Source organism: Flammeovirga sp. SJP92 (assembly GCF_001583495.1).
Classification (GTDB): Bacteria; Bacteroidota; Bacteroidia; order Cytophagales; family Flammeovirgaceae; genus Flammeovirga.
On the sequence record NZ_LQAQ01000019.1, the window covers coordinates 64,325 to 79,639 of the forward strand.

The window sequence follows — 15,315 nt, forward strand, 5'->3', positions numbered from 1 at the left end:
TACATGATTTATTTAGTGAAGTTACCTGAATTAAGTACTAGTAAAAATGCAATTGGGTGTTTTACGCATTGCCAACTCAATTTTCTTCAATGCTGAATGACTATTTGGGGTTATTTCTCACAACTCAAAATTGAGGTAAAAATAGTATTACTGTCTAAGCTTCAAGTATTGATAATAAATTGGAAACACCTTCACTTTCAACTTTGATAAATAATAAAAAACAGATTCCATAAAAGAGGGTTTTGTTGTTTTTTTCAGTAGATAAAAATAAGCTTTCGCTAAATAAAAATTCTCTGTGTAATACGCCAACCTCAAGTGATACGCTACTGATTTTGACAGCGACAAATCCTCCATCTTATTTTGATTTAAACGTTTGGCTTTCAAACAAATTTTCAAGGTTGATTTCAAGAGTTCGTTTCCTCTTCTTTTATAAAAACGTTGAGACAATGAACTTTTCACTTTTCTTTTTTGTGTGTTGGCTTTATCATAAAAAGCAAATTGATATTTTCTTGAAAGCCGTATCCATATATCATAATCTTCATAGGCCAAAGTTTCATCATAACCTCCCAAAGCTTTGAGATAAGATGTTCTGTAGATAATACTTGGTGCACTAAATAATGGTGGATTTCTCAATACCCTTTCGTATACCTCTCCTTCTTGTACTTTTTCCAATAGTTTCCCATTACTGTCACGCTGATAATAGGAATCTGCTGTCTGCTTTCCCTGTTCATTAATAAATATTACATCGGAGAATACAGCACCATAGTTCTCCCCCCTGCTTTCAAAAGTGTTCACATCATCCGACACTCTGTTTTTCAACAACATATCATCTGCAGCAAGGTCAATTACATACTTCCCTTTTGCTTCTTTAAGACCAATATTAAAGGCTTTACAGTTCCCTATATTGTGAGGCAATGCAATAAATTGAGCTTGAAGATTGTATTTTTGTAATGAAGTAGTAATTTTATTTACTGATTGATCCGTACTACCGTCATCAATAATAATCGTTTCAATATTTTGATAAAATTGATGGGCAATAGAGGCTATTGCGTCTTCAATAAAAGGTGCGTGATTATAACTCAAACAGATAATAGTAACTAAAGGGGTATTCTGCATATATATGATATTCAAAAAGTCTAATAGTTGTTCGATAGTTTTAGGAATTGTATTCCTTCTCATGTTTTCTACTGTTTCGAATGCTCAATTTAATAATTTAAAATTCAGCACTAAAACACCCTACAGAACCATCGTTTCACACTTGGGTTACTTAAGTCCTTCCTCAGGGTCTTATAATCCGGAAGTGGCGGCCAAAACGCTAGGTGGTGAGGACTATACTATTGAACAAAAAATAGGTTTAGCCATAAAATTAAAACAAATCTACGACAAACATGGAGATTTGGACCTGAGTGATATATCGAATAGGAGAAATTATAAAAACGAAGATGATGATCAGATCTACACTATCTTTGAGGATATACCAGAAATCTATTTGATCAAAGAGGGATCCAGCTGGCTTTATTCTCCTAAATCTGTTAGAGAAATCAATACTGTATTTAGAAGGTATTACCCTGCCGCTATTCCCCCAAAAAGACCTCAAAGAGACAAACCAGATAGTGTTGACGTAACCTCCAAAGACTCCACTGGAAAGGAAGTTACCATTAGAAAACCTTCTCCCAAAAAAGAAACTCCAATTGTTCAAAAACCGAATATCAAATTCAATATCAGCACTCCTAAAGACGCTGTTACTACTTTCTTTGGTTTTCAGCAAGACAATAATTATCACCCCGAAATTGCTGCCAAAGTTTTTGAAAGTATTGAGCTTTCTTTAGAAGAACGCATCACTTTGGCTATTAAACTAAAGCAAATTTATGATGGTTTAGGACTTTGGATTGAAATTGAAGATATTCCTGAAGATGCCAATTACAGAGACTCTACGCGTCATAATAAAGAAATATATGTGCTAGATAAGCAGCTTCCTGATTTTTACCTTGAAAATTTCAAAGGAAAGTGGATGTTTTCTGAATCCAGTATTGAACTGATTGAAAACAAGCATAGACAAGTATTTCCGATTGGCAAAGAAGGCCTTGAAACAGTGGGCAGCATACTGCGAAAACCATTAGGGAACTACGCTAGAGAAGAAATTTTAGGGCTAGAATTGTGGCAAATTACAAGTATGGTGGCCATGATTATTGCCGCTTGGCTTGCGGTTATGCTTATTTCATCCGCCATCATGTGGGTGGTCTCCTGGATTCCAAAATCAAAAGACGAAAGCAGGTACATTCAAAACTTGATCAAGTCAGGTATGATGATAATTATACTTTATTATTATCGCCTTATTTCTCCAAGTTTGGAGCTTACTATCCAAGAATTGCAATATGTCATTATAGCACTGAAAGTATACAGCATCTATCAGGTGATCCGTTTCTTCTATAATATGATTGACCTTTGGGTACAGCTTTGGTTGAGAAAAGCTAATGAAAGGGACGATCAAATTCAGAGAGGTTTTGCCCCATTCTTTGGTATGACTGCCAAACTTCTTGTGATCTTAATTGGATTGATTTTCACGGTCAGCGCCTTAGGATATGATATTTCAGGTCTATTGACGGGGCTTTCAATTGGTGGTGTTGCTGTAGCCTTAGCCGCTCAAGATACCATCAAAAACCTGTTCGGTTCCATTATGATCTTTATGGACCGACCTTTTGTAATTGGTGATTGGGTTAAAACCGATGGCGTCAGTGGTTCTGTTGAGCAAATTGGTCTTCGATCAACTCGAATCAGGACTTTCGAAAACTCAGTTGTCTCAATTCCGAACAGTCGTATGGCTGACTTTACAATTGACAACATGGGCATGAGAATTTTCAGAAGATATAAAACGTATTTGAGGGTCAGTTATGAAACCAAACCAGATCAGCTGGATGAATTTGTGGAGAGATTAAAAGAAGTCGTCAGAAATCACCCTCATACTCGTAAGGACTTTTTTGTGGTCAACCTCAACAACATAGGGCTTTATTCTTATGATATTTTGTTCTATATTTTCTTTGAAGCACCCACATGGAGTGATGAGTTGCATTTTAGACATGAAATCATCAGAAGCATCATAAAAATAGCGAATGACTTGGATGTTGAATTTGCAATTCCACCTTCAGGGTTGGATTATATGATGGAAAATACGGCCACTAAACCCGCTTCTAAGAAGAGTTCTTCCAATAAACCATTCGGATTTATGTAATGCGAAAGATAGTAATAAATAGTATTCTGGTTTTATGCCTTATTTGTGCTTTTGGAAGTATTTCTTTTGGGCAAGAACTCTACAAAAAATCAGTTGATTTCACCTTGAAAAAATATGAATACGGTAGAGTATCCAAAGAAGATTTCTATGGAAAAGTGGTGCTAATCATTATTACAGCTTCATGGGATTTAGAATTCAACAACGACCTCAATAAAGTAAAAGAACTGCAGCGTTTATTCTCTTCAAAAAATGTAGAATTTATGTATATCGTTGGAGACCTTCCTGAACGTTGGACATCTTTTGCAGAGAGTAAAGGGCTTAAAGGAAAATTTTATTATCTTCCCTCTATGAGCAAGGGGTGTAATAACTGCTTTTTATCAGCTCATTTTGATGAAACAGCAATTACTTCTTACTATATTATAGCAAAAGACGGCAGTTTATTGGACAGTTATCTTCCAAGTCCTGCAAAAAGTAACGGAATTGAGAAACTCTTAGCCGGGGCAATCGTTTTAGAAATAAACTAGTATTAAATTAATTATTATTCAATATGGAGGTGCTAATCATTCCTATTATGGCATTATCAATCCCAATCATTGCCATTTTAACCAAAGGGAGAACAAGTAAAAAAGAGACTCAAAAAATTTATAAGGAAATAGAGGCTTTAAGAGTAGAGAATTTACAATTAAAACAACGTTTAGAGAATATTGAAACGATTGTAACGGAGCCGGATTATGATATCAATAAAACTTTGAAGGCACCAAATGAGTCAAAACACCGACTTTTGGACTAAAAAAGAACGTAAATCGTACACTTAGCCTTAAAAGTGTTCAAATTCGCACAAATTGAAACTTTTTATTTACTTTTTAAGTATATGATTATGTGCAAGTTACAACATTAGGCTTTAATTTGGCATAACTAAACACAAAAAGATATATACCGCAGAACCTTACGAAGGTCTCGCGTAAAGATAAAGTTTAAATAATTGAATTGGTTGGAAAAGGCAAATATCAGATGATGTTTGCTTTTTTGTATTATAAGCCCTCTTAATTTTTTTAAATACCCTCCAAAATCAGCTGTATTGTCCTTTGTTAAAAGGTATTCACCTAAAATTTTATCATTTCCACTAAAAGATACCTAGATTTCTGATATATTAGAGAGATAGACCCCAACGAGGCGTAAATCTGATACTTACCATATTTAATAGATACAATGTCAAATTTATTTATTTTGAATAAAGAGGCCAATGTTGCTTCAAATTACATCAATGAACTAAGAGATCCATCTATCCAGACAGATAGAGCTCGATTCAGAAGAAATCTTGAAAGACTTGGAGAGCTATTGAGCTACGAAATCAGTAAGACATTAGATTATAAAGACATAGATGTACAAACACCACTTGGTGTTTCTCCTTCAAGAACAATCACTGATGAACTTGTTGTTACCACTATTTTGAGAGCAGGATTGCCAATGTACCAAGGCGTACTGAACGTTTTCGACCACGCTGACAGTGGCTTTGTGGCTTCTTATAGATCCAATGCTCCTGGAAATGATGTTGAAATCAATATGGAGTATGTTGCTTCAGGCAATTTAGATGGAAAAGTGGTCATTTTAGCAGATCCTATGCTTGCTACAGGTAAATCATTATTATTGGCGTTGGAAGGTTTACTGAAAAATGGAACACCGAAACACGTGCATATTATGGCGGCAATTGCCAGTGAAGAAGGTGTAAAATACATTCAGGAAAATATTAAAGTGCCTGCTTCGTTATGGATGGCGGCTGTGGATCCTGAGCTAAATTCAAAATCATACATCATTCCTGGTTTGGGTGATGCTGGTGATTTATGCTTCGGAGAGAAACTATAAAGTCTATTCAAAGATTTAGATAAAAATCAGGCCGTTGAAACCTTACATTCAACGGCCTTTTTTATGAAAAACGAATAATATGATTATAAGCCTTTCATCACTCTAACAAAACTAAACTTAGTTAATACTACTATACTTTACATTGTATTCTTCCAACGGCAATCCTCCTGGATGTGAAGGTGCTGTTTTTATATTGATAAACTCATTGTCAAACGTTACAATAATCCATAGATTCGTAACAGGAACTTCTTTTGATACTGCTTTGCACACTGGATATTTATTGAATACACCACCCCAGTCAATACCATCTACAGTTTTTCCTTTTAAATAATTAGAAATCATAGTGTAACGCGCATTTGAATCTTCATTATTCCTCCAGTATTCTTTAGGCAAGTGCTCTACGTCCACTTTTTTGATATTGTAATGTGCTTTTACAGATTCCTTTAAATCATCATTTGCTCTGATGTCATTGGCTATCGCAAAATAGTGCTCCTTATTTTGAATCTTTACTTTCTTCTCTCCACTCAGCTCATAAGCTGTAACTCCCTCTTTATCAGTAATCACATAACCAATCCCCACAGCAATAGGCAACTTTTCTAATTTCGCACAAGCCTCTGCCTTACTTTTGCTTTCCAGTACTTCTCTTGCAAAAAAAACTGAAGGCAATCCTCCATCAATATTCGCTTTCAAATCAAACTTAGAATGAGCGTTCAATGAAAAACCGTTTTCAAGATGCACACCTTGTATCCCCACTGTTCCAACATATCCGGTCAGCAATAATACGTCACCATCCACATTGTATTTCATCAAGCATTGTGCTCCTTCAAACATTTTTGCCCAATCTAATGAATAACAAACCGAAGCACTTTTTTCATTCCATATTGCACCTGCACTACAATGACCACTCAGATTGTTACCTTCTACAAAAGCTGGATTTTTACCACTCATTTCTTCCATTACAGCAAACAGCTCATCAAAGGAAATATTAAAACAAAGTAGATCATCTAAAGACAAATCACTGCCTTCTGCTATACCTTTTAATTCGTCATGCAATTGAGGTGTGTATTTTTGAATAGCTTCAAGCATACCGGTCTTATGAAGGCAAAAACTTTTATAGTTTTCATAATTAGGAGCTAACTCCACACTCATCATCATAGGTTCCACTAATTCATACTTGAAACGGTTTAGCATATAACGAATTTCTTTTTTAAACTTTTTACCGTGTTCGTAGCCCACAGCATAATGTGAACCTTCAGCCTCAATTACATAGTAATTAGAACTTTCATTGAGTTCAATTTGATAGTAAACAGGAGGTATACCTGCCACTGACGCATTTAATGTAAACATCACGATACTGAACCACACTGCCAAAACAGCGATTACTTTCATTCTTACTTTATTGATTTCGCTCATAACTGTAATATTATTTTTTTGATTTCTTTAGTTTAATGCTATTGTATATTGTTGATTCCTCCACTTTAAGACCTTTGAAAGGGCCTTTAAGAATGAAAACCTACTCTGCTATTTTGCTCTTGAGAAGGAGATGAAATGGTCATTTTCACTTTTTTCTTCATTAGAGCAGTAATTGAAATTGCTTCTGCTTTTTGAGATGCTGATTCCTCATTTCTTGAACAAGAAGAAAACGACCCGAAGAATAATGTCATAGAAGCAGTAAAAATGAGATAAAGGATTTTTGTTGTTATTTTACTTTTCATATCAATTGTTGTGTGATTAATAAATGATTATTTAGAAAGTTTAGCGACCTGAACTGATTGAAATCAGATTGTATTCATGAAAAAAAAATTTTAATTTTATGTACATTAAAATTAAAACTTTTTGTGTTTCATTTTTGATATTTTTGTAACGCTTTTAAAAATTAAAAAGTTACACATGTATACTGATTTTAACTTATTTTCGTCTTTTAGATTTTTAGGCATAAAAAAAGCCTTTCTTTAAAAAGGCTTTCATCTAATGTCATAATTTTGACTTCGGAGTATTTTTTACGAGGTGATAACGCAATACATTCGATCTAAAAAAATAGAAAGGAAGCTACTGTTTTATGATTTATTTTCAATTTGAGAAACAATTACTGGAATAACCTCATTGAAAGGTTTTCCACTCAGTTTTGCCATTGTAGTACACATATCAAAGATATCCTTTCCTCGTTGGCTTTTCATTAATTCCAAAGCAGAAACGTAATCATAATTTTCATTCTCCTGTGCAAGATTCAAAACAATCCGGCTAAACTTCATCAGTTTTGTTTCTTCAAAACCACCTTCAAACTCAGGAATTTCCTGTAGAATGGTACTGATCATCAACAAGTCATAATTATCAGGAATTGATTGCTCATATCCTTTCATTGTTTTTTTGTATTCATCGTGCAGTTCTTTATTCACTCTGATCGATGAAGACTGATTCTTTAGACTTCCTTTATTTTTACTTGCCATACTTTTTCATAATTAATGCAACACGAAAATACACAATTGCAATTATTTATAAAACTCAGAGCTCTACTCACTTTCTTCTTTTTCAATTTATTGGATCAATTTAAAAATGATAAAAATGAATAGAACCATTCCCAATATTACATTTCTACACGCTACATTATTGAAAATGTTGTTGTATATTACTTTAAACTTGTTGTCTAAAGTAAGGATAAATGTGCGTCGATTGAGTTGACAACTCCACTTTTTATGCTCTTCAAATGGTAAAATTACCAATCATCAAAAATGCTACATATTGAATAAAGTACTATGGAGAATAAACTAATTATTAATATTCTAGAATTAATAGGGGGTCTAATTGTCTTGATAGGTGGGGGTGAGTTTTTAGTAAATGGAGCAACAAACATTGCGTTACGTCTAAAAATTCCACCAATTATAGTAGGCCTTACTATTGTTGCGTTTGGTACTTCCGCTCCTGAGCTTTTTATTAGTTTACATTCTGCCTTAGCAGGAAATGCAGACTTGGCTATTGGTAATGTGGTGGGGTCGAATATCTGTAATCTAGGAATGGTATTGGGCATTACTGCTATCATTTATCCCATTAAAGTAAGTGATACCACTCTAAAATTTGATTGGCCTGTAGCAATGGGCTCTTCTCTTCTACTGTTTCTCCTCACTTTTGACAATGTTATTTCTCCCACAGAAGGGGCCATTTTCTTTACATTACTTATTCTTTACCTTTTTATTCTTTTCAGAAGAACAAAATCGGATATTGAACTTCAAAAAACTACTAATGAAGAGTTTCAATTGGATGAAAGTGAAAAATTCAAAAGTCCTGTAACGCTTTGGGTTAAAGATATTGCATTTCTAGTGACAGGGATTGTGGCGTTGAAGTTTGGCGCGGAATGGTTTATAGAAGGTGCAAAATCCATCTGTTTGGAACAGCTTGGTTTAGAAGAAAGAATTGTTGGCATTTTGGTATTAGCCATTGGCACAAGTTTACCTGAACTGGTCACTTCTGCAGTGGCCGCTTTTAAGAAAGAAACCGATTTAGCTTTAGGCAACTTAATGGGTTCTAATATATTCAATGTACTTTCTATATTAGGTATCACAAGTATGGTCATTCCTATTAATGTAAGCGAAATCATGCATAATTATGATATGGTTTGGATGCTCGTCATCACATTACTGACTATTCCTTTAATGATATTAGGACGCGATTTAAATCGTTGGGAAGGATTAGTCATGCTAAGTGCATATTGCATTTATATTTATACCATATTTTAATTTTTGAATAAAATACATAGTATATGTCCTCATAAACGGTAAAAAACTCCTACTCAAAAAAGTAGAAGTTTTACTCTCACTAATAAATATTTTGTATTCTCTAAAATACAGTGTTGGTTTTCTCCCTTTTAACTAATTACAAACTGTGTTATCTTATTATATCATTTCTTTTTTTCTGAAACTTGAAGGGGAAAAACCATAATGCTGATGGAATACTTTGGAGAAGTATCCCACATCATTAAACCCGCAATCGTAACAAATTTCGGAAATTCTGTCTGTGGTTTGGATCAATAATTCTGATGCTTTTTGAATCCTTTTTTTATTGATGTACTGCTTGGGGCTTTCATTAAAAGTCAATCGGAATTTTCTTTTGAATGTCGACAAACTATGTCCCGTTAAAATAGCAATATCTTCAATGGATAAATCTTCATATAAATGACTATGTATGATCTTCTTGAACTGTGTTTCTTCAGGTTGAAATAATGAACTTAACAATGCCTTGACGTTATTGCCTTCCTTAGCATTAGAGAGTAATAAAATGAGTTCTTTCACCTTCAGTTTTATCAATTCCTCATTGACCATTGCGGGATTATTGAAGTAAAAAAGTAAACTGTCAATATAAGTTGTGATCATTTCATCCAATGGAATTTTCTCTACATTGTGAGTGACTTTCCGAGGGTATTTCAATACTTCCGGCAACCCTTCATCATAGACATACTTTAATGTATCTGGATAAAAATGAATTAAAATTGCTTCATAGGGTTGCTCTGCCTGCTCCCCAACCCAATGATTGATATAATTGCCGCATTTCATCAAAAAACTATCCGAAGAAGTAAAAGTATATTGCTCATTGGTGGCATAAAGCATTGTTTTTCCTTGAAGAACATGAATAAAACACGCCTCATTATTCATGGTTGCATCTTTCTTTAGTGGAGGGTTGAAACTTGCTTTTTCAAAAACAGGTTTTCCATTGAGCATAAAATGATCATAACTTAACAAACTCATAAAAAGGCCTTATCTAGTTTCGTATTGTTTCTTGATAGCATCAAAATTATCAGCATTCACTTCCTCACCTGTAGTCACATAATGCTCCACGGCTAGCATATAATTACTCAATTGTTTTTTAAATTTCCCTTTAGCAAGACCTCCCATAAATGCAGGTTTTGTTCTGTAATTGAATTCAAATACCAGTTTACTTGTATTTTCATCAAGAGGCACTACTTTGTAAGTAGCATATGAATATTCTGGAACTAATGGAATACCTTGTGTAGTCGTAATCTGCACCTTAAAAGAATAATTTTCAGGATCATAATTCACCTGTGTTTCTTTCACATATTTAGAACCGTCTGTATTCAAATTACAAACTCTCTCTGCTCCTTCACAGCCTTGATGCTGATTATTTGTATAACTAGAACTAACGACAAGGGGATGTGATTTATGAATATCACCAAACTCCTCACCTACTACTTTCCAAACTGCTGAAGCTGGAGCTTTCATTGTTCTTTCTACCGTAATAAATTGGGTTTTCTTTTGAGCAAAAAGACTTACAGAAAAAAGTAAAAAGTAGAATGTAAAATAGACCGCATTTTTCATAGTGTAATGTATTTAAAAGCTATAATTGTTTTTGTTGACATTACAAATATGGCGGGTCTACGAGTGGTTTATAGTGACAAAAAGTTCAATGATTTGGAAAATTAGACCAATGACTTTTTATAGTCGGAAGGCGATACTTGATAGGCCGATTTAAAGAGTTTAGAGAAATAGCCAATGTCATTAAATCCACAATCATATGCTATTTCAGAGATGCGCTGATCTGTGGTTTGAAGTAAACTGACGGCCTTTTCCAGTCTTTTTGATTTGATGTACTGTGTGGGGCTGGTATTGAAGACGGTTTTGAATTTTCTTTTAAAAGTGGATAGACTGAGTCCTGTAAAAAAAGCCAAATCCTGCAAACTTAAATCTTCATATAGGTGAGCATGAATAATTTCCTTAAAGTCATAAGCGTTGGCTTTGAATAAGTCACTGAACATATTTTTAATAACACCTGACTGATCAGAATTCAACATCACTTGAATCAATTCTCTTACCTTTAGCTTGATTAATTCATCATTCATCAAAGAAGGATTCTGGAAATAAAATTCTAAGCTTTTGATATAATTTATCAGCATCTCATTGGTCTTTATCTTCGCCACTGGCCCATGTGGTTTTACCTCAGAAGATTTAAACACATCTGGAATATTATTATCATAAATATGTTTTAAAACATCAGGATAAAAATGCATCACCATCACCTGACTTTTTTCATCATCTTCATTCTTTTCCCAAATATTCACAAAGTTGTCACATTTCATTAAAAAAGAATCTGAAGTTTCTAACGAAAGTGTATCGTTTGGAACATAAAGGTTTGATTTTCCTTTGATGATAAAAACGAAACGGGCTTCATCTACAAAAGACGAATTGGCTTTGAAAGGGGGCTCAAAAACTGCTTTTCCAAAAATAGGTTTGTCTAATAGTTCGAAGTGTGTAAGGTCAAATGAAGCCATAAAACGAGGTGTTTACCCTAAATGGTGGATTGATGGTTTATTAAAAAAGAGGGTGAATATACCCTCAAAAAATAAAGGATTTATATTCTAATTAATTAATTTTTATGAAAATGAACAAATAAACCGAAATTGCACTTTAGTTAATGCTAAAAAAATATGTTATGACAAGAAGATCTTTATCTTTGTAGGGTGGAAATCTGACAGGATGTTTTGATCATCCTAATTAAAGATTTCTAATTTTTTTAGAAATAAGACTAATCACATGAGACGCTTAGGCGAATATATTCTCTTTTTAAAAAAGATGTTCTCCAACAGGGAGCCTCTTACCACTTACGTTCGTTTATTTTTTCAGGAGTGTATCAATATAGGTATCAATTCCCTCTTTTTAGTAGGATTCGTATCTCTTTTTGTAGGAGCTGTAATTGCGTTGCAAATGGCTTACAATATTGTTAGTCCATTATTACCAAAGTATATTATTGGTTTGGCTACAAGAGAAATGATGATTCTAGAAATGGCACCTACTTTATCGGCCATTGTATTTGCAGGCAAAGTAGGTTCACAGATTGCAGGTGGAATTGGTACAATGCGTATCACTGAGCAAATTGATGCTTTGGAAGTCATGGGTATAAATTCAGCTTCTTATTTGGTACTACCTAAAATTTTGGCAGGAATGACCATGTTGCCGCTGTTAGCTATACTATCTGCCGCTTTAGGAATCTGGGGTGGTTACTTGGCTACAATTTTCGGTAATTTATCTCCTACTGAGGATTATATATATGGTATTCAAAATACTTTTGTACCTTTTGAAGTACCTTTTGCCATTATCAAAGCATTTGTTTTCGGTTTTATCGTAACTTCGATTTCTGCTTTTAAAGGCTATAATGTCAAAGGTGGTGCTTTAGAAGTAGGTAAAGCAAGTACTGACGCCGTTACCGCTTCTTGTATTGCTATTCTTGCAGCAGACTTTATTCTAGCAGACACTTTACTTTCGTAGACAATGATTGAGATTAAAAACGTAGGAAAATCTTTCCAAGGAAAGGAAGTACTGATGGATATTAGTGCCACTTTTGAGAAAGGAAAAACGAATATGATCATCGGTGCATCTGGTACTGGTAAAAGTGTATTGTTGAAAACCATTGTAGGGCTTTTCTCTCCAGACAAAGGGTCTGTGTTATATGACGGTAGAGATTTCCACCGTTCCAGCATCAAAGAGCAGAAAATTATCCGTGGTGAAATTGGTATGCTTTTCCAAGGCAGTGCTTTATTTGACTCATTGACAGTAGCTGAAAACGTACGCTTCCCATTGAACATCCACTCTGACCTGTCAGAAAGTGAAAAAGATGACAAAGTGAATTTTTACTTAAAAAGAGTGGGCTTGGAAAATGCTGCTCATAAAATGCCTTCAGAAATTAGTGGTGGTATGCAAAAAAGGGTCGGTATTGCCAGAGCAATTGTTATGAACTCTCAGTACTTATTCTGTGATGAACCCAACTCTGGTCTAGATCCGCAAACAGCATGGATGATTGACCAATTGATTCATGAAATTACACAAGAGTATAACCTTACAACTGTCATTGTATCACATGATATGAACTCTGTAATGGAGATTGGAGAATACATCATGTTTATGTATAGAGGACTGAAAATATGGGAAGGTACTAAGGATGAAATCTTGGATGCTGAACCAAAAGAACTTCAGGATTTCTTATTCTCAAACAAATTAGTAAGAACTTTTAAAGGAATATAGTGAGGGAAGAATGAAGATGGAAATGTCTCCAGTTCATTTTGGCATTGACCTTTTCCCAAAAATATACAACGAGCATCAAGATTGATTTTTCTTGATGCTCGTTTTTTATTGGTACCACCTGTAGAAGCGTAGCCTGCTACGCAAAAACGATGAAGGTATTTCAAATAAGTACAAATTCAAAATTATATAATTCTATTTGTTGTTTTGCGATTACTTCCTTCAAAAAACTTTTAATTGAACCACCAATATTACGTTTTTTAGCGTTGTACTCACAAAAAATAAATTAGAATTAACTATGATTTATTTTTGATTTAGTACTTAATGAAATTTAATTATAACGAAAAACGCAATCTTTGATTTTTTAAGGAAGATACCTTTGATTACTACTTTTTGAACAAACACGCAGCAAAGCTACGTGGCTACAGGTGGATACCAACTAGTGAATTGTTATTGACTATAATCTTCTCTTATTGGGTGAGTTGTGTAGCAGGACTACGCTTCTACGAAAGGATTATATCTTAACGGGCATTATTACTTTCCGCTTCTACCCCAAAAGATTCTAATAATAAATCATTCATGGCTTCGCTATTAAAAATAGTATTGATTTTACCTTTTACATCCCTTGGGTGAATTGCATCTCCATACCATTTCACTTGTATTTTAGCTCTTTTTCCATCTAAATATTTTTTACCTTCTTCCATATCCCTGCGTTTGATGGGTTTCAATAATTGATAAGGAAAACCGTAAGTATATTCCTCATAAACATAGGTTTGTTTTTCTGAAATAGAAGCCTCAGAAGCTTGTTTGAAACGACCTGGAGTGGCTGAATCTCTTGTATTTCTCGACATTCTGATAGCAATCTGTACACTATCTACTCCTTTGATGGGTACATTATGAATAGTGATACGCTCGTATTTCTCTACTCCTTTATTGGAAGTATAGGAAGATAAAAACAAAGAAATACTAAAAACCAACGTCAATATTTTGGCACCGATGATCAATAGTCTACTATTTTTATGTTTGCTTTCTAATACTACTTGCTCCACCTGAAAACCATCCATATTGACTTTATGCACCGCCAATGTTTTATCGGGTATTGAGTAAGGTAACAGAAGAGAAAGCACAATCATAAATAGAACAGTAAAGTAAAATGGCTCCTTAAAACCTACAGTCTGATTAAAGGTAACCTCTAATGTTCCATTTAATAATAATGCAAATCCAACAATCAAAAGCGTATAAACTACTGACAATAGGTATGGACGATACTTAAAGGGAATATTGGAAACAGTTTTATGGACTCTATTTGATTTACCTCTCTCTTCACTGTCATATTTAGAGTTAGTCGTCACTTTAAACATAATTCAATCTTTCTTTCGGGTTTATCTAATTTAATATCAAACAAATATACGTATAGACATCCCAAAGGATTATGAATTATCGTTAATTGTATTTAATGACCTTACTCAGGAAATCAATTCAAAATCACCAGTTTCTCCTTTAGAAGCTCTTCTCACAGCTTGATCGGCTCTTCGTACTGGCTCAAAGATTCTGTACTCTCCATGGTACTTTTTAATGATATGAATAGTGTTTTCGATACTAATTAAGTGACCTGGACTGATAAAAATGGGCTTCACACCTGTATTACTTCTCAAAGCCACTCCTACCACTTCATCATCTAAAAGCATTGGTGATATACTTCCTTTTTGTGTCCCTAACTCTCTTTCATATTTAATCAGCGGTTTCTTGGCACAGCCAATTGTAGGAATGTTCAACTTTAAACCAAGCCAGCTTGCTATTCCAAATCTTCTTGGGTGAGCAATTCCATGACCATCAACAATGATCAATGCAGGTTTTAATTTTAATTCAGATGCTAATTGTTCTAGGCATTCTACTAATAAAGGACCTTCATAATAGGCAAAATACCCTGAGGTATATGGAGTAGTAGGTAAGGGATGAATGGTCACAAAGGTATTGACCCACTCTCCTGTTTTTCCTCTCATGATATCACAAGATACAAATGCACAATCTTCTGTATAAGCCACATCCATTGTACATACTGCATCTTCCAGTCCCAATTCCAGTCTAGGAGTATCGTCAGGGTGAATAATCACTTTCTTTGCTAACTCCTCTTGTTCTTTATCTTTAATTTTATCCATAAATGGAAATAAAAAAGACGTTACAATACCATTGTAACGTCTCATT

General features: G+C 34.2%; 16 protein-coding genes. 7 read left to right on the forward strand and 9 right to left on the reverse strand.

Features of this window, described 5'->3' with window-relative positions; all coding sequences use genetic code 11:
• Window positions 1-147 precede the first annotated feature (147 nt).
• Entirely contained in the window at window positions 148-1,179 is a 1,032-nt protein-coding gene (locus AVL50_RS05480; RefSeq protein WP_062615481.1) for a glycosyltransferase, read from the reverse strand.
• Here AVL50_RS05480 and AVL50_RS05485 point away from each other — a divergent pair.
• The 4 genes from AVL50_RS05485 to upp all read left to right on the forward strand — a co-directional run bounded on the left by AVL50_RS05485 (window position 1,178) and on the right by upp (window position 5,092).
• Window positions 1,178-3,229 carry a mechanosensitive ion channel family protein gene (locus AVL50_RS05485; RefSeq protein ID WP_062615482.1) on the forward strand — a complete coding sequence of 684 codons (2,052 nt, stop codon included), beginning with the start codon at window positions 1,178-1,180 and terminating at the stop codon, window positions 3,227-3,229. The two genes, AVL50_RS05480 and AVL50_RS05485, sit on opposite strands and share 2 nt — an antisense overlap.
• Window positions 3,229-3,753: a peroxiredoxin gene (locus AVL50_RS05490; protein WP_062615483.1), complete on the forward strand. Its 525-nt coding sequence runs from the start codon at window positions 3,229-3,231 to the stop codon at window positions 3,751-3,753. The genes AVL50_RS05485 and AVL50_RS05490 overlap by 1 nt, the downstream gene beginning before the upstream one ends.
• Window positions 3,754-3,800: 47 nt before the next feature.
• On the forward strand, window positions 3,801-4,019 hold the full coding sequence (locus tag AVL50_RS05495) for a hypothetical protein (RefSeq protein ID WP_157491157.1): 219 nt from the start codon (window positions 3,801-3,803) through the stop codon (window positions 4,017-4,019).
• A gap of 419 nt (window positions 4,020-4,438) precedes the next feature.
• Window positions 4,439-5,092, forward strand: coding sequence for a uracil phosphoribosyltransferase (gene upp, locus AVL50_RS05500; protein ID WP_062615485.1), 654 nt, complete (start codon window positions 4,439-4,441; stop codon window positions 5,090-5,092).
• 117 nt (window positions 5,093-5,209) lie between these two features.
• Here upp and AVL50_RS05505 read toward each other — a convergent pair whose 3' ends face one another.
• From AVL50_RS05505 to AVL50_RS05515, 3 genes are all read right to left on the reverse strand, one after another.
• Window positions 5,210-6,505 (reverse strand): C45 family peptidase, encoded by a 1,296-nt coding sequence (locus AVL50_RS05505; protein ID WP_082795680.1) that lies wholly within the window; start codon window positions 6,503-6,505, stop codon window positions 5,210-5,212.
• Window positions 6,506-6,591: 86 nt separating this feature from the next.
• The gene (locus AVL50_RS05510; RefSeq protein WP_062615487.1) at window positions 6,592-6,807 is read right to left on the reverse strand and encodes a hypothetical protein; all 216 of its coding nucleotides are present in this window, start codon (window positions 6,805-6,807) and stop codon (window positions 6,592-6,594) included.
• Window positions 6,808-7,149: 342 nt separating this feature from the next.
• The gene (locus AVL50_RS05515) at window positions 7,150-7,539 is read right to left on the reverse strand and encodes a hypothetical protein (RefSeq protein WP_062615488.1); all 390 of its coding nucleotides are present in this window, start codon (window positions 7,537-7,539) and stop codon (window positions 7,150-7,152) included.
• A 306-nt stretch (window positions 7,540-7,845) separates the two neighbouring features.
• Here AVL50_RS05515 and AVL50_RS05520 point away from each other — a divergent pair, with 306 nt between their 5' ends.
• Window positions 7,846-8,823 (forward strand): calcium/sodium antiporter, encoded by a 978-nt coding sequence (locus AVL50_RS05520; RefSeq protein ID WP_062615489.1) that lies wholly within the window; start codon window positions 7,846-7,848, stop codon window positions 8,821-8,823.
• A 156-nt stretch (window positions 8,824-8,979) separates the two neighbouring features.
• Here AVL50_RS05520 and AVL50_RS05525 read toward each other — a convergent pair whose 3' ends face one another.
• From AVL50_RS05525 to AVL50_RS05535, 3 genes are all read right to left on the reverse strand, one after another.
• On the reverse strand, window positions 8,980-9,828 hold the full coding sequence (locus AVL50_RS05525; protein ID WP_063850559.1) for an AraC family transcriptional regulator: 849 nt from the start codon (window positions 9,826-9,828) through the stop codon (window positions 8,980-8,982).
• Window positions 9,829-9,837: 9 nt separating this feature from the next.
• A complete protein-coding gene (locus tag AVL50_RS05530; RefSeq protein ID WP_062615491.1) occupies window positions 9,838-10,416 on the reverse strand; it encodes an SRPBCC family protein in 579 nt (192 codons plus the stop codon).
• Window positions 10,417-10,517: 101 nt separating this feature from the next.
• Window positions 10,518-11,366, reverse strand: a complete 849-nt coding sequence (locus AVL50_RS05535) for an AraC family transcriptional regulator (RefSeq protein ID WP_062615492.1) — start codon at window positions 11,364-11,366, stop codon at window positions 10,518-10,520.
• Window positions 11,367-11,628: 262 nt separating this feature from the next.
• On the opposite strand from AVL50_RS05535, the gene AVL50_RS05540 reads away from it, so the two are divergent.
• Together AVL50_RS05540 and AVL50_RS05545 are read left to right on the forward strand one after the other, a co-directional pair.
• The gene (locus tag AVL50_RS05540; RefSeq protein ID WP_062615493.1) at window positions 11,629-12,360 is read left to right on the forward strand and encodes an ABC transporter permease; all 732 of its coding nucleotides are present in this window, start codon (window positions 11,629-11,631) and stop codon (window positions 12,358-12,360) included.
• Window positions 12,361-12,363: 3 nt separating this feature from the next.
• Window positions 12,364-13,113: an ABC transporter ATP-binding protein gene (locus AVL50_RS05545; protein ID WP_062615494.1), complete on the forward strand. Its 750-nt coding sequence runs from the start codon at window positions 12,364-12,366 to the stop codon at window positions 13,111-13,113.
• A 518-nt stretch (window positions 13,114-13,631) separates the two neighbouring features.
• On the opposite strand, the gene AVL50_RS05550 is transcribed toward AVL50_RS05545, so the two are convergent.
• Window positions 13,632-14,471 (reverse strand): hypothetical protein, encoded by an 840-nt coding sequence (locus AVL50_RS05550; RefSeq protein ID WP_062615495.1) that lies wholly within the window; start codon window positions 14,469-14,471, stop codon window positions 13,632-13,634.
• A gap of 105 nt (window positions 14,472-14,576) precedes the next feature.
• Window positions 14,577-15,314, reverse strand: a complete 738-nt coding sequence (locus AVL50_RS05555) for an endonuclease V (protein WP_082795681.1) — start codon at window positions 15,312-15,314, stop codon at window positions 14,577-14,579.
• Window position 15,315 lies beyond the last annotated feature (1 nt).

Bases quoted from the DNA above. Each gene is read 5' to 3' on its own strand.
- AVL50_RS05485 (WP_062615482.1), top strand. From the start codon at position 1,178: ATGTTTTCTACTGTTTCGAATGCTCAATTTAATAATTTAAAATTCAGC.
- AVL50_RS05480 (WP_062615481.1), bottom strand. From the start codon at position 1,179: ATGAGAAGGAATACAATTCCTAAAACTATCGAACAACTATTAGACTTT.
- AVL50_RS05490 (WP_062615483.1), top strand. From the start codon at position 3,229: ATGCGAAAGATAGTAATAAATAGTATTCTGGTTTTATGCCTTATTTGT.
- AVL50_RS05495 (WP_157491157.1), top strand. From the start codon at position 3,801: ATGGCATTATCAATCCCAATCATTGCCATTTTAACCAAAGGGAGAACA.
- upp (WP_062615485.1), top strand. From the start codon at position 4,439: ATGTCAAATTTATTTATTTTGAATAAAGAGGCCAATGTTGCTTCAAAT.
- AVL50_RS05505 (WP_082795680.1), bottom strand. From the start codon at position 6,505: ATGAGCGAAATCAATAAAGTAAGAATGAAAGTAATCGCTGTTTTGGCA.
- AVL50_RS05510 (WP_062615487.1), bottom strand. From the start codon at position 6,807: ATGAAAAGTAAAATAACAACAAAAATCCTTTATCTCATTTTTACTGCT.
- AVL50_RS05515 (WP_062615488.1), bottom strand. From the start codon at position 7,539: ATGGCAAGTAAAAATAAAGGAAGTCTAAAGAATCAGTCTTCATCGATC.
- AVL50_RS05520 (WP_062615489.1), top strand. From the start codon at position 7,846: ATGGAGAATAAACTAATTATTAATATTCTAGAATTAATAGGGGGTCTA.
- AVL50_RS05525 (WP_063850559.1), bottom strand. From the start codon at position 9,828: ATGAGTTTGTTAAGTTATGATCATTTTATGCTCAATGGAAAACCTGTT.
- AVL50_RS05530 (WP_062615491.1), bottom strand. From the start codon at position 10,416: ATGAAAAATGCGGTCTATTTTACATTCTACTTTTTACTTTTTTCTGTA.
- AVL50_RS05535 (WP_062615492.1), bottom strand. From the start codon at position 11,366: ATGGCTTCATTTGACCTTACACACTTCGAACTATTAGACAAACCTATT.
- AVL50_RS05540 (WP_062615493.1), top strand. From the start codon at position 11,629: ATGAGACGCTTAGGCGAATATATTCTCTTTTTAAAAAAGATGTTCTCC.
- AVL50_RS05545 (WP_062615494.1), top strand. From the start codon at position 12,364: ATGATTGAGATTAAAAACGTAGGAAAATCTTTCCAAGGAAAGGAAGTA.
- AVL50_RS05550 (WP_062615495.1), bottom strand. From the start codon at position 14,471: ATGTTTAAAGTGACGACTAACTCTAAATATGACAGTGAAGAGAGAGGT.
- AVL50_RS05555 (WP_082795681.1), bottom strand. From the start codon at position 15,314: ATGAGACGTTACAATGGTATTGTAACGTCTTTTTTATTTCCATTTATG.